Origin of the sequence: Nonlabens sp. SCSIO 43208, from assembly GCF_050703575.1 — a bacterium.
Classification (GTDB): Bacteria; Bacteroidota; Bacteroidia; order Flavobacteriales; family Flavobacteriaceae; genus Nonlabens; species Nonlabens tegetincola.
Map to the genome: position 1 here is coordinate 2,147,977 of NZ_CP065365.1, position 13,721 is coordinate 2,161,697.

12 protein-coding genes are annotated in these 13,721 nt (G+C 37.6%); 5 read left to right on the forward strand and 7 right to left on the reverse strand.

The window, feature by feature from the left end:
- The 6 genes from I5168_RS09890 to I5168_RS09915 all read right to left on the reverse strand — a co-directional run bounded on the left by I5168_RS09890 (position 1) and on the right by I5168_RS09915 (position 5,125).
- Entirely contained in the window at positions 1-198 is a 198-nt protein-coding gene (locus I5168_RS09890) for a hypothetical protein (protein ID WP_060522463.1), read from the reverse strand.
- 9 nt (positions 199-207) lie between these two features.
- A complete protein-coding gene (locus I5168_RS09895; protein WP_431471659.1) occupies positions 208-822 on the reverse strand; it encodes a hypothetical protein in 615 nt (204 codons plus the stop codon).
- 1 nt (position 823) lies between these two features.
- Entirely contained in the window at positions 824-1,615 is a 792-nt protein-coding gene (locus I5168_RS09900) for a (Fe-S)-binding protein (RefSeq protein WP_042280229.1), read from the reverse strand.
- A 65-nt stretch (positions 1,616-1,680) separates the two neighbouring features.
- Positions 1,681-3,021 carry a (Fe-S)-binding protein gene (locus I5168_RS09905; RefSeq protein ID WP_042280228.1) on the reverse strand — a complete coding sequence of 447 codons (1,341 nt, stop codon included), beginning with the start codon at positions 3,019-3,021 and terminating at the stop codon, positions 1,681-1,683.
- Between the two features lie 6 nt (positions 3,022-3,027).
- On the reverse strand, positions 3,028-3,981 hold the full coding sequence (locus tag I5168_RS09910) for an MlaD family protein (protein WP_431471660.1): 954 nt from the start codon (positions 3,979-3,981) through the stop codon (positions 3,028-3,030).
- A 70-nt stretch (positions 3,982-4,051) separates the two neighbouring features.
- Positions 4,052-5,125, reverse strand: a complete 1,074-nt coding sequence (locus I5168_RS09915) for an N-acetylmuramoyl-L-alanine amidase (protein ID WP_085774726.1) — start codon at positions 5,123-5,125, stop codon at positions 4,052-4,054.
- Between the two features lie 282 nt (positions 5,126-5,407).
- On the opposite strand from I5168_RS09915, the gene I5168_RS09920 reads away from it, so the two are divergent.
- Complete coding sequence (locus I5168_RS09920) at positions 5,408-8,116, forward strand: putative LPS assembly protein LptD (protein WP_431471661.1); 2,709 nt, start codon at positions 5,408-5,410, stop codon at positions 8,114-8,116.
- A gap of 9 nt (positions 8,117-8,125) precedes the next feature.
- Here the strand turns inward: I5168_RS09920 and ung are convergent, their stop codons facing one another.
- Complete coding sequence (gene ung / locus I5168_RS09925; protein ID WP_431471662.1) at positions 8,126-8,791, reverse strand: uracil-DNA glycosylase; 666 nt, start codon at positions 8,789-8,791, stop codon at positions 8,126-8,128.
- 180 nt (positions 8,792-8,971) lie between these two features.
- Here ung and udk point away from each other — a divergent pair, with 180 nt between their 5' ends.
- The 4 genes from udk to scpA are packed head-to-tail and all read left to right on the forward strand — an operon-like array spanning position 8,972 to position 13,467.
- Positions 8,972-9,580, forward strand: a complete 609-nt coding sequence (gene udk / locus I5168_RS09930) for a uridine kinase (RefSeq protein ID WP_042280226.1) — start codon at positions 8,972-8,974, stop codon at positions 9,578-9,580.
- Between the two features lie 19 nt (positions 9,581-9,599).
- Positions 9,600-9,935 carry an FtsB family cell division protein gene (locus I5168_RS09935; protein ID WP_042280225.1) on the forward strand — a complete coding sequence of 112 codons (336 nt, stop codon included), beginning with the start codon at positions 9,600-9,602 and terminating at the stop codon, positions 9,933-9,935.
- A complete protein-coding gene (locus I5168_RS09940; RefSeq protein WP_431471663.1) occupies positions 9,928-11,292 on the forward strand; it encodes a methylmalonyl-CoA mutase subunit beta in 1,365 nt (454 codons plus the stop codon). The genes I5168_RS09935 and I5168_RS09940 overlap by 8 nt, the downstream gene beginning before the upstream one ends.
- Positions 11,293-11,331: 39 nt before the next feature.
- Positions 11,332-13,467 carry a methylmalonyl-CoA mutase gene (gene scpA / locus I5168_RS09945; RefSeq protein ID WP_431472763.1) on the forward strand — a complete coding sequence of 712 codons (2,136 nt, stop codon included), beginning with the start codon at positions 11,332-11,334 and terminating at the stop codon, positions 13,465-13,467.
- Positions 13,468-13,721: the final 254 nt, after the last annotated feature.

A 13,721-nucleotide genomic window follows, 5' to 3' on the forward strand; every position in this document is an offset into this window, starting at 1 on the left:
TTATTTTCTTTTTCGGTAATTATAATAAGTAACGGCAAACATAATTGCCATCCCTAAAATTAAATCAATGATGAATTTAATGAAACTAAATGGGCGTTCTTCCATATAAATATAGAAGGCGCTCATTATCAGTGCATACACGCTTCCACCTATAAAAGCACTTATAAGTACTTTTCCATAAGGTAATTTATTAGACATACTTATTTTTTAAACGCCTTGCACCATTTCAAGTACGTTCATATCGCGATATTCTTGAATACGACCGTCATAAATAGTTGCCTCGTAAAAAGTGAACTGGTATTTTTTACCATCGTTTGCTGCGTCGTATAACAAGTGATAATTTTCTACAGTAGATAGCCATAGGATTTTAACAATATTCCCATTATTTTCTCTCACAGTAATTACAGGAATCATATCGCTTGAGATACTTACAACAGTTCCTACAACAACACCTGATTCACTTGAGTCTTCCTCTTCATCCATAGACTCGATTGCCATGGTTGTAAAAAGCTCTGCAGCTTTAGGGCAATTTGCCATAAGTACTATGGCCATTTCCTCACCTATTGCTTCACCATTTTGTTCATTAATATCTAGTCCTTTAGATTTAAAAAGCCTGTAGTTTTTCATCACCACATTAACTACGGTTTTTTCAAAATAGGCTTCCGCTTCACCTGGACCTTGTTCACTAGCGTTAATGTCATCTTTAGTCAGTTGCTCACAAACCTTGTCGGCTAAGGTATTGATACCTTCTTCATTAAACTGCTGTGCTTGACTAGTAATTACTAGTAATAAAAACAAGATGGTAGATAATAGGTGTCTCATGTTATAGATCTTCTGCGTTTGCGATTAATTCTGCGACATCAAGCACTTCTACCTTACCTTCCTTTTCTGCTGCCTTAATACCATCAGTCATCATCGTGTTACAAAATGGACATCCTGCAGCGATAATTTCGGCACCGGTTTCTAGAGCTTCCTCAGTACGTTCAATGTTTATGTCTTTGTTACCAGGTTCCGGCTCCTTAAACATTTGAGCACCACCAGCACCACAACACAACCCATTACGTTTACTGCGCTTCATTTCTAGTAATGCTGCATCTAGTTTTTCTAATAACTCTCTAGGAGCTTCATATTCATCATTTGCTCTACCTAGATAACATGGATCATGATAGGTAATTTTTTTTCCTTTAAACTTACCACCTTCAATTTTTAAACGACTTTCTGCTATTAATGATTTTAAAAATTGGGTGTGGTGTACTACTTCATAATTTCCACCTAGTTCTGGATATTCGTTTTTTAACGTATTAAAACAGTGTGGACAAGCTGTTACTATTTTTTTGATTTCATAACCATTAAGAACTTCAATGTTCATCATGGCTTGCATTTGAAATAAAAACTCGTTTCCTGCTCGTTTAGCGGGATCACCGGTACAGCTTTCTTCTGCACCTAAAACGGCAAATTCTACGCCTGCTTTATTCAATAACTTTACAAACGCTTTGGTTATTTTTTTTGCTCTATCGTCAAAACTACCACTACAACCTACCCAAAACAACACTTCTGGTTGCTTTCCTTGTGCTAAAAACTCTGCTGCTGTAGGGACTTTTAATGCTTCGCTCATTGTATATTTTGTTTGATGATTACGCTTTCGCGAAAGCGTAATTTAAATCACTTAATCTATTTCTTTTATTCGTTTGCCCAGTTTAATCGATCCATTTGATTGTAAGGCCATGGTGCACCGTTATTCTCAATATTACCCATCGTAATATTAAGCTCATTAGGCGCTGCACTATTTTCAAGAACTAAATACCTGCGCATTTCCATAATGATACTAAGTGGATCAATTCCTATAGGACAAGCCTCTACACAGGCATTACAGGTAGTACAAGCCCAAAGTTCTTCGGTTGTGATGTGGTCATTCAGTAAGGTTTTACCGTCGTCCTTCCACTCACCTTCTTTATTAATCACCGCTCCTACTTCCTCTAAACGATCACGAGTTTTCATCATGATGGCTCTAGGGCTTAATTTTTTACCAGTAATATTTGCAGGACATTCACTCGTACAACGACCACACTCCGTACATGTGTAGGCATTTAATAATTGGACTTGATTGAGGTCAAAGATATCTTGTGCTCCTAAACTTTCTGGTTCTCCTTCTTCTGCTGATGGGTCTGGAGCAGCAAACGGATCTGCGTTAGGATCCATCATTAGTTTTACTTCCTTGGTTACGGCATCCATATTAGTGAACTTACCTTGTGGAGTAAGTTTTGCCAAGTAGACATTAGGAAATGCTAGTAATATATGTAGGTGCTTAGACCAGTATAAATAATTAAGGAATATCAGTATACCAACTATATGCAGCCACCATGCAGCTCTTTCAACGATAATAAGAGTACTATCGGCCATGCCTTCAAATAAAGGAACTATAAAACCACTTATTGGGAAGGATCCATATATTTCTCCTGCGTGTGCATATCCTTCAACTCCTCTTGTTTGTAGAATAAAGTCTGTCGCATTCATGGTAAGGAACAAACTCATAAGAACAACCTCAAAATACAAGATGTAGTTTGCATCATTTTTAGGCCAACCTTTTAATTCTCCCATCATGAAGCGTTTAATGTTCATTACATTACGGCGTAACCAAAAAATGACAACCGATACTAGAACTAAAAAGGCAAGTATTTCAAACGTGAAAATTAAAAAGTCATAGAAGCCACCAAGGAATGGAGCAAAAATTCTATGTGATCCTGTCAAACCATCAACTATAATTTCAAGTACTTCAATGTTGATGATAACAAAACCTATATAGACAACCACATGTAGAAAACCAGATACAGGTCTACGAACCATTTTTGATTGTCCAAACGCTATACGCAGCATTTGCGCCATGCGTTCCTTTTTATTATCAGATCGATCAACTTCTCGACCTAATTTAATGTTGCGTATCATACGCTTGATGTTTCTAGCGAATAAACCTACTGCGGCCACTAGAATAAGGGCAAAAACAATGATGGAAAGTATCTTCATAGTGCTTTATCTGTCTCGATTTTCTGGTTCTTCATATTCTCCTGGTTTCTTTCCAAACACAGAAAAATGAACATAACGTTTAGGGTTTAATTTAATATCTTGTAATAATTCTTCGGCTTGTCTAGTTGCCTTTTCTAAATTCACATATAGTTTGTCGTCGGTCATAAGTTTTCCTAAACTTCCTTCACCGTTTGAAACTTGATCAAGCAAATTATTGAATTTACCTACCGATGTTTCTAAATTTTTAATGGTACCAGCTAGTTCTATTTGTGCCAATGAATCTGACATAACTGCAAAATTACTACTTGTTTTGTCGAGATTTTTAATGGTCCTATCTATCGCCTCTTTATTATCTCCTAGTATTTGATTGGTATTACGACTTATCCCTTTAAACTCTCTAAGTACGTCTTCAATTTCGGCAAGGCTGTTTGTGATTGATGTTCTTGTATCTTTATTTAAGGTCTTGTGTAAATCACTCATCACCGAATCTGACGTGGTAATCAAATGTTCAATCTTGTCCTTAAGAGGCAGGAATTCATCCATTACCTTTCCTTGTAGTCCTTCATCAATCTTAGATGATAAGGTGTCACCATCTTTGGCGATAGGTCCGTCCGACGAAAAATTTGGAACGATAGCAAGTGCTTTTCCTCCTATTAAACCAGTGCTATAGACACTCGCTGTACTTTCTTTTGAAAAGTTAAATGAGCCGTCTACATGAAAACTTACTAACAATCTTCCACTAGAATCTAGGAACTGAATATCGTCAATATTTCCTACTCGTAGCCCATTTATAGTAACAGGAGCCGACTTTGTAAGGCCTTCTACATTGTCATAAACCGCATAAAAATTACGATCGTCTTGTAATAAATTACGACCTTTAAGATATTGATATCCAAATATAAACAATGCGATTGAGGCAACAGTAAGAATACCTACCTTAACTTCTTTAGAAACTTTCATCTTTACAGATTTTCACAAATGTAAAGATAATAAGCTCTATGTAGTATACAACTATATTAACAACGAGTTATCACAAGCGACTGCGCTCGCCATTTTCATACTTAACTATAAAGGCAGATTTATATCCTAGCTTAACCGCTTTCTTCTGTAAATCTTGTGCTTTTTTAAGATCATTAAAACTACCTGTAAAATATCTGTAGATGGCTCCTTCTTGTTCTCTAGATATGGCTGGTAACTTTTTAAAATTGTATGACTTTGCCTCTATTTTGTTTTTACTAGCTGCTATTTGAACCTTATAAATAGTATTATTAGATTCAACTGTTTCACTTAAATCCGTAATGTCTTCTATTACAAAATCATTGAGACTGCGATTTGCTTTGTATTTAATGACTGCATCATAAATGGCGTGTGCCACCTTTTTTTGACCTGTCGAACTACTTAAAAATTTACGTTCCTCAGCATTGGTAATAAAACCTGTTTCTATAAGAACACTAGGCATGTAGGATAATCTTAATACTGCAAATCCAGCTTGTTTTACACCGCGGTTTTTTCGTTTTAAATCTGCTTCAAAATTTGATTGAACCTTGGACGCCATCTCAATACTATTGTCCAAGTATTCTTCTTGCACAATTAGATTGCTGGCAAAACTTGCAGGATCATTAGGATCAAAACCGGCATATTTTTCTTCATAATCTTCCTCCAGTAGAATTACTGCGTTTTCTCGTTTTACAACCTCTAGATTATCGGCATTACGATGTAATCCCAATACCCAGGTTTCATTCCCTTTGGCACTGCGAGACGCTGCTGCATTACAGTGAACTGATATAAAAAGGTCTGCCTTGGCTTTATTAGCAATATCTGCTCTTTGGTATAATTCTAAAAACTTATCAGTTGTACGTGTATAAACGATTTCAATATCCGTATGGTCCTCTAATTCTTTACCCAAATATTTCACCACCTTTAGGGCAATATCCTTTTCACGTACGCTAGAAACTAATTTACCTGGATCCTTACCACCATGACCAGCATCTAATACTACGGTAAACTTTTTTGCCGGCTTTGTGATGGTGGAATCCACAGGTTCATTACCTGCGTGCAGCTGTAAAGAACCTAGAAATAGCAATAGAGCAATATATATCTTCATAAAATCGAATTCGTTTTCCTTATTAACGTACTTGTTATTTGCTTTATACAATTGTTATACCATTTTATAACGGTAAGCTGGCTCATAGGTACGCTTTCGCGAAAGCGTAATAACCAAACTTTCTTGTACTTCTACCAACTTCCTGTAATTCAACAGGATCTATCCTGCGGTATACATCCCTGTAATTAATTCATCTACCTACAAAATTTATACGTAGTTTTGGCGTTTCAAAAACAAGACTATTCTGTAACGAAATTACTAATAAGAAGATTGTACCATCCATTGAGGACACTTTTATTTTTCACCGTCTTTTTAACAGCTTTAAATTACAGCTGGAGCCAGGAATTACCTAGCTCCAATACGCCTATTCCAGTAAAGGAAGAACCAAAACCTGAAGAAGAAAAGGAACTTAAGGTTAATGCAGAAGACCTAATTAAACCACAAGACAGTACTAAAAAAGATAGTACCACAACTGAAAAGAAACCATTTTTAGAATATAAATTAGTTTCAAAAGCTAATAGAAAGCGTATCGATAGACGTAATAATATTATTACATTATATGATAATGCCATTATTGAATATGGTGATACCAAGCTTGAAGCTGGTAAAATAGTGATTGATAATAATACAGGTGATGTATTTGCTTATGGAATTGTAAATGACAGTACTCAAGCCTATGAACAAAAACCTGTCTTTACTCAAGGAACTAATGTCGTAGAACCAGATAGCATCATTTTTAATAAGGATTCTAAAAAAGCACTAACTTATAATTCAAGGACCACTCAAGGCGAGTTTAATGTATTTGCAGAGACTACAAAAAAGGTGAACGATTCTGTTTTTTACATGAAGCGTGCTCGTTTTACTACTTCTTCAAATCCTGATAATCCAGAATACTACTTTCTTGCTCAAAAGATCAAATTTGTTCCTAAAAAGAAAATTGTAACAGGACTTGTCAATATGTGGATTGCCGATGTTCCTACTCCTATAGGTTTACCGTTTGCTTATTTCCCAATGACTGAGGAACGTAAAAGTGGAGTAATCGTTCCTAGCTTTGGTAACAATGTAAATCAGGGTTACTTTTTACAAAACGGTGGTTATTATTTTGCTATTAATGATTATGTAGATCTTACGGTATTAGGTGATTATTTTACTAATGGTAGTTATGGTTTTCGGGTAGAGAGCTCTTATGCCAAAAGATACAGCTTCAATGGTAATTTTAGATTTTCATACGAAAATCAAGTACAAAGTGAGCGCGGATTTTCAGACTTTAGAAAATCGACTATTTATAACATTAATTGGCAACACAGTCAGGATCCAAAGGCAAATCCAGACTCCAGATTTAGTGCTAGTGTAAACCTAGGTAGTTCTAGATTTTATAGCAACAGCTTTAACCAAATTAATCAAGCGGCTACCTTAAACAACAATTTTAGTAGTTCGATTAACTATTCTAAAACCTTTCAAGGAGAACCTCAGGTTAATTTTAATATAGGTGTTACCCATTCACAGTTAGTACAAACAGGTGAGGTTACCATGAACCTACCTAATTTTCAAGGAAGCGTTTCTCGAGTTTTCCCATTTGCTCCTAAATTCGGTGCAAAGAAAGGGATTATCGAGAACATCAATCTACAGTATAATGTACGTGCTGAAAACCGAATCACTACTACTGACGAGGATTTTCTATCTGATAGAATGTTTGAAGGTGCGCAAAGCGGTATTCGACACACAATTCCAGTTGCTACTAACTTTAAGGTAGGTGCTTTTAGTGTTTCGGCAAATGCCAATTATGAAGAAACTTGGGTATTTCAAACCACTAAAACCACTGCGGTGATTAACGATCAAGGTCTAGCCACTACTGAAATTGATACGCTATCTGGTTTTGATTCGTATCGAACCTATAGGTATGGTGCTAGTGTAGGTACTACAATATATGGTTTGTGGGAAAATAGTAATAAAAAGGGAAAGTATCAGGCTATACGTCACACGATAAGACCTAATATTTCGTATTCGGCAAATCCTAGTTTTGATCAATATTACGATCGTGTTCTGACTGAAAGCGGTCAAGATATTTTTCCTGAGGAACGTTTTGCGAGCCGATTTGACCGTACCCTATTTGGCGCACCAGGACGCAACTTCTCTAGTTCAATAGGAATAGGTGTTCAAAATAATCTAGAGGCTAAGGTACGAGAACGAGATACCACAAAAACAGAACCTAGAAAGGTGCAACTTATTAAAAGTTTGAATTTTCAAACAGCCTATAACCTCGCTGGTGATAGTTTGCAGTGGAGTCCCATTAATATGAGTGCAGTAATTCCTATTACTAAAAAAATTGACTTAAACTTAAATGCAAATCTAGATCCGTATGCTCTAGACGCTAACAATCGTCGTGTAGATGAGTTTAATATCAATAACGGTGGTAGCTTGTTTAGATTAACCAACGCTGGAGCTCGATTAAACTTTACCTTGAGTGACAAGGACTTTACTCGCAGTGAGGACGATGAAGAAGATGATCTTGGTGATGAAAAAGTAGAAAATAGATCTTTATCTCAAGGTGGTCGCGAGGACGACCTCTTTGGAAAACCACTGGATTATGCCGAAAACTATAAAAACAAAAAGCAAGATCCAGAAGAAGTGAATGTTGATGAAAAACGTTATCGTTTTAAAATTCCATGGCGTCTTAATATTGCTTATACGATGACGTATAATAATGCGGCAAGACAAAATGAAATCAACCGTCAATCTTTAATGGTGAGTGGTGATGTGGAATTGTCACCGCGCTGGTCTGTAGGAGGAAACACAGGTTATGATTTTGCAAATAATGGTATTTCATTCACAACATTACGATTCAATAGAGATCTAGAAAGTTTCAGAATGAGTTTTAACTGGACACCTATTGGTCCTAATCAATCTTGGTTCTTCTTTATTGGTATTAAGGCAAGCGCCCTTAGTGATATTAAATGGGATCAACGTCGTCAACCAGATCCTCAATTTTAAGTAAGCCTTTTAAAAATCAATAGGTTCTTTCATTTGCTCTCGTAAATACTGATTGCATTTTGAAAAATGACGGTTTCCAAACCAATAACCTCTGTTGGCACTCAATGGACTAGGATGTCCACTTTCTAGAATAAGGTGTTTCTTTTTATCGATCCATTTGGCTTTCTTTTTAGCATAGCCACCCCAAAGCATAAACACCACTCCTTCTCTTTCATTAACTATTTTTTTAATTATAGCATCTGTGAATCGTTCCCAGCCTATTTTTTGATGACTACCTGCTTGTCCAGCTCTTACTGTGAGTACGGCATTTAAGAGTAGAACACCTTGATCTGCCCATCTTTCTAAATTACCCGATTTGGGATAAGGCTTTTGTAAATCGGTAGTTATTTCTTTAAAAATATTAATCAAGCTAGGCGGATGTGCAATACCATCAGCTACAGAAAAGCATAAACCATTAGCTTGCCCTGGTCCGTGGTAAGGATCCTGACCTATAATAACGACTTTAACCTCTTCAAACGGAGTGCGATCTAGCGCTGCAAATATTTTGCTTCCTGGTGGATAGCACGTGTGTTCCTCGTATTCTTTTCTCACGTAATCAGTAAGTTCCTCAAAGTACGGCGCATCAATTTCCTCGCGCAGCATTTCCTTCCAACTAGGATCTAATTTAATAGACATAAAAAACGGCTTTAGGCTAAAATAAATCGCTTTATCGGTTCTTAAAAAGCTCGCCTTCATTTCTTATGAACAATTCCAAAAGAACGACTCAGAAATCTGTCAATAGTTTTTATCAAAGCACGTGTAAATTAACGTGGTCGTCACCTAACAAAATCCTATTTTTGCAAAAACAAAATCAACATGCTAATAATAGGCGTAGCAGGAGGAACAGGTAGCGGTAAAACCACTGTTGTACAACAAATGGTCCATGAATTCCCAGAGAATGAGGTTACTGTCATCTCACAAGACAGTTATTACAAGGACACTAGTCATTTGAGTTATGAAGAACGAGTAAAAATCAATTTTGATCATCCAGAAAGTATTGATTTTGATTTATTGGAAAAGCACATCAAACAACTACGTAAAGGAATTACGATTGACCAGCCTATTTATTCCTTTGTAGATCACAATCGTACGGGCGAGACTGTTCCTACAGCTCCTAGCCAAGTTATAATTGTAGAAGGTATTCTTATCCTTACAATGCCTAAAATACGCAAGCTGTTTGATATCAAGGTTTATATAGACTGTGACAGTGACGAGCGATTAATTCGCAGGTTAAAACGAGATATTGTAGATCGAGGCCGGGATATGAACGAGGTGCTAGAACGTTATCAAAACACCTTAAAACCTATGCACCAACAATTTATTGAACCTACAAAGGCCTATGCCGATGTGATCATACCTACCAATCGTTTTAATAAAGTAGGTGTTAAAATTTTACGCACTATTATTGATCAAAAAATAGCCTAATTGCTTATTTTAGTGAGGTATGAATTGGAAATCCATCAAAAAGAATAAATACTACCAGTTTTTTAGCAACAAGTATGTGCTTATAAGCTTGTTTTTTATTGTGTGGATTTTATTTCTAGATGCAAATGCCTGGTTTACCTCTCATTATGAAATTGATAAGCAAATTGCTGAAAAGGAGCAAAATGCTGCCTTTTTTAGAAAAGGTATCAAACGCGACAGTGCACGCATCAGTCAATTAAGTACGCAAAAAGGTCTAGAAAAATTTGCTAGAGAACGCTACTTAATGAAAAAACAAAACGAAGAAGTTTTTATCATAGAACATCCAGACTCTGTTAAACAAAAAGAGAATGAGTAAATTATTTGAAGAATTTTCACCGGTTACCGCCAAGGAATGGAAACAAAAAATACATGTAGATCTTAAAGGTGCCGACTATAACGAGACCTTAATCACGCATACTGCCGAAGGTATCGATATCAAACCTTTTTATCACAGTGATGACGCCACTCCTATTCAAGTACCTACTCGTGCTACGCAAACAGGCAGCTGGTACATTTCCCAATCTATTTATGCTGGTGATGCTGCTGTAGCCAATGAAAAGGCTAAGGACGCTTTGTCCCGAGGTGCCGAAGGCGTACTTTTTATTATACCTAACAACTCAATCGATATAGAAGTGTTGTTTAAGGATTTACCCCATGTAGGTATTCAAGTGCATCCACAGTTTTTAGACCTTGGGTTTTTAGAAAAATTGCAACAAGCACTACCTAAATGCTATGTTCATTTGGATATTATCAATCAATTAGCGAGTGACGGTAATTGGTTTGAAAACTTAAAACCCGATCATGAAAAATGGTTGGCTTTTCTTTTACAACATCCAGGCTATTTTTCAAATATTACTGTAAACACTAGTTTGTATCAACAAGCAGGTGCTTCTGCCGTGCAGGAATTGGCTTACTATATGGCTCATTTAAACGAGTATTTGAATCACCTAGAACAGTATGATATGATATCCGCTTTCGCGAAAGCGGAAAAAAGAATCAACATCGATACCGCGATAGGCAGCGATTACTTCATGAACATTGCCAAATACCGCGCTTATCGATTAGTAACCAAGTCTTTAGGTAAAGCCTATGGACTGGAGTTAGAAGCGTACATCACCGCATCGCCTAGCCTGCGTAACAAATCCTTATTGGACTATAACGTAAACATGCTACGCACTACAACCGAGTGTATGAGTGCTGTATTAGGTGGCTGCGATACGATCTATAACCTACCGTACGACGCCTTTTTCAATAAAGAAAATGAATTTGGAACACGTATAGCGCGCAATCAGTTATTAGTACTTAAAGACGAAGCTTACTTTGATAAAATTCACAATGCTGCCGATGGCGCTTATTTTATAGAAGACCTTACCAAACAACTAGCCGAAAAAGCCAATGACTTGTTTAAGGAAATAGAAAAAGCCGGCGGATTTGTACAAACCTTGTTTGACGGTACGGTGCAGCGCAAACTCAAAGAAAGTGATGCCAAAGAACGCGAGGCATTAGAAACAGGGCACAGAGTTCTTGTAGGCGTAAATAAATATCCTAATCAGGATCAAGGAATGCAAGAGGAATACGAGCTGTATCCTTATGTAAAAACCAAACCTAGAAAAACACTCATCGCTCCTATCGTCCCTAAACGACTGGCAGAAGATTTTGAGAAACAAGCCTAATTGAAAACTGAAGTAAAAGCCTACTTACAGCACACACAAATGAAAAGAAAAGACCTTTCACAATTAGAAATAGATTTTAACGGCGGCTCAAAAAAAGTGGCAAGCGCTGCGAGTTTTGACACTGCCGAAGGTATCGCCATAAAAACCAATTATTCACCCGATGATATTGATGATGTTGAACATCGTGATTTTGTAGCAGGAATCGCGCCCAACTTGCGTGGTCCCTACTCTACCATGTATGTAAGAAGACCGTGGACAGTGCGTCAATACGCTGGTTTTTCTAGTGCGACAGAATCTAATGCCTTTTATAGACGTAACCTCGCTGCTGGACAAAAAGGATTGTCTGTAGCCTTTGACCTGGCAACACACCGTGGTTATGATAGTGATCACGATCGTGTAGTAGGTGATGTAGGTAAGGCTGGTGTTGCCATTGATAGTGTTGAGGATATGAAAGTCCTTTTTGATGGTATACCTTTAGATAAAATGTCGGTTTCCATGACCATGAATGGCGCTGTGTTACCGATTATGGCCTTTTATATTGTGGCTGCTATGGAACAAGGCGTGGATCAAAAAGACCTAGCCGGAACCATTCAAAATGATATTTTAAAGGAGTTTATGGTGCGTAATACGTACATCTATCCGCCTACTCCTAGTATGAAAATCATCTCAGATATTTTTGAATACACCAGTAAAAACATGCCTAAATTTAATTCGATATCCATATCCGGTTATCATATGTACGAAGCTGGTGCTACTAGTGACCTAGAGCTAGCCTATACCCTATCAGATGGATTAGAATATGTGCGCAAGGGACTAGCCGCTGGATTGGATATAGATTCCTTTGCTCCTAGATTGTCCTTTTTCTGGGCGATTGGAATGAATCACTTTATGGAAATCGCCAAAATGCGTGCAGCGCGCATGCTTTGGGCCAAAATGATCAAACAATTTGAACCTAAAAATGCCAAATCACTTGCACTGCGCACGCACTGTCAGACCAGTGGTTGGTCACTTACTGAGCAAGATCCATTTAACAATGTAGCTCGTACCACGATTGAAGCCGCAGCAGCAGCCTTTGGTGGTACACAAAGTTTGCACACTAATGCACTGGATGAAGCCATTGCCTTGCCTACCGATTTTAGCGCACGTATAGCTCGTAATACCCAGTTGTTTTTACAAGAAGAAACAGGTATTACTAAAACGGTAGATCCTTGGGCTGGATCCTACTACGTAGAAAAACTCACGCACGAGATCGCTCACAAGGCGTGGCAACTTATTGAAGAAGTTGAAGAACTAGGCGGAATGACCAAAGCCATTGAGGCTGGTATTCCTAAAATGAGAATTGAAGAAGCTGCTGCTAGAAAACAAGCCCGTATAGATTCGGGAATTGATACTATTGTAGGTGTAAATAAATACCCTAGTCCCGACGAGGACTTGATCGATACACTTGAGGTTGATAATACCGCGGTACGTAATGAACAAATAGAACGACTGTCGCAAATACGTGCTAGTCGTGACGAGGCTGCAGTACAAAACGCCTTACAAGCACTTACACAAGCTGCTAAAACGGGTGAACACAATTTATTGGAGCTTGCAGTACAAGCTGCAAAACACCGCGCTACCTTGGGTGAGATTTCTGATGCGCTGGAAAAAGAATTTGGCCGTTATCGAGCACAGATCAAGAGTGTACAAGGCGTTTATAAAAAAGAGATTATGAATGATCACGCTTTCGCGAAAGCGCAACAACTAGCAGACCAATTTGCACAAGAAGAAGGTCGTAGACCGCGTATTATGATTGCCAAAATGGGTCAAGACGGTCACGATCGTGGCGCCAAAGTAGTCGCTACAGGATATGCTGATGTAGGTTTTGACGTGGATATAGGACCACTGTTTCAAACACCAGCTGAGGCTGCTAAACAAGCTGTAGAAAACGATGTTCACGTACTAGGCGTGTCATCCCTTGCTGCTGGTCACAAAACGCTCGTACCGCAAGTGAAGGAAGAACTTAAAAAGTACGGTCGTGATGACATCATGATTATTGTAGGTGGTGTGATCCCTAGAAAGGACTATCAGTTCTTGTTTGATGCTGGCGTGGCGGCAGTTTTTGGACCTGGAACCAAAATAAGCGATGCTGCGATTGATATCCTTAACCTACTATTGGGTAATCACCCAGAATAATAAGGAATTTGTATAGGTGTTTTTTTACATCTATGATTGATGAAAGAGCTGTTTATTAAATACGGCTCTTTTTTTTAAAACTGTATAGGTTGTAAATATCTGTTTATTATCGATTTGTTGTAGTGTTAAAGGAAAATCTCGATAAAATAATCTAGAAATTTATTTTGTCAGACCTATATCTTATTTATTTTACATCACATAAATAAACAAGTTGGCTAACCAAAACCATGAGCAATAAAAACACATCCAGAATG

Bases quoted from the DNA above. Each gene is read 5' to 3' on its own strand.
- I5168_RS09890 (WP_060522463.1), bottom strand. From the start codon at position 198: ATGTCTAATAAATTACCTTATGGAAAAGTACTTATAAGTGCTTTTATA.
- I5168_RS09895 (WP_431471659.1), bottom strand. From the start codon at position 822: ATGAGACACCTATTATCTACCATCTTGTTTTTATTACTAGTAATTACT.
- I5168_RS09900 (WP_042280229.1), bottom strand. From the start codon at position 1,615: ATGAGCGAAGCATTAAAAGTCCCTACAGCAGCAGAGTTTTTAGCACAA.
- I5168_RS09905 (WP_042280228.1), bottom strand. From the start codon at position 3,021: ATGAAGATACTTTCCATCATTGTTTTTGCCCTTATTCTAGTGGCCGCA.
- I5168_RS09910 (WP_431471660.1), bottom strand. From the start codon at position 3,981: ATGAAAGTTTCTAAAGAAGTTAAGGTAGGTATTCTTACTGTTGCCTCA.
- I5168_RS09915 (WP_085774726.1), bottom strand. From the start codon at position 5,125: ATGAAGATATATATTGCTCTATTGCTATTTCTAGGTTCTTTACAGCTG.
- ung (WP_431471662.1), bottom strand. From the start codon at position 8,791: ATGTCTATTAAATTAGATCCTAGTTGGAAGGAAATGCTGCGCGAGGAA.
- udk (WP_042280226.1), top strand. From the start codon at position 8,972: ATGCTAATAATAGGCGTAGCAGGAGGAACAGGTAGCGGTAAAACCACT.
- I5168_RS09935 (WP_042280225.1), top strand. From the start codon at position 9,600: ATGAATTGGAAATCCATCAAAAAGAATAAATACTACCAGTTTTTTAGC.
- I5168_RS09940 (WP_431471663.1), top strand. From the start codon at position 9,928: ATGAGTAAATTATTTGAAGAATTTTCACCGGTTACCGCCAAGGAATGG.
- scpA (WP_431472763.1), top strand. From the start codon at position 11,332: ATGAAAAGAAAAGACCTTTCACAATTAGAAATAGATTTTAACGGCGGC.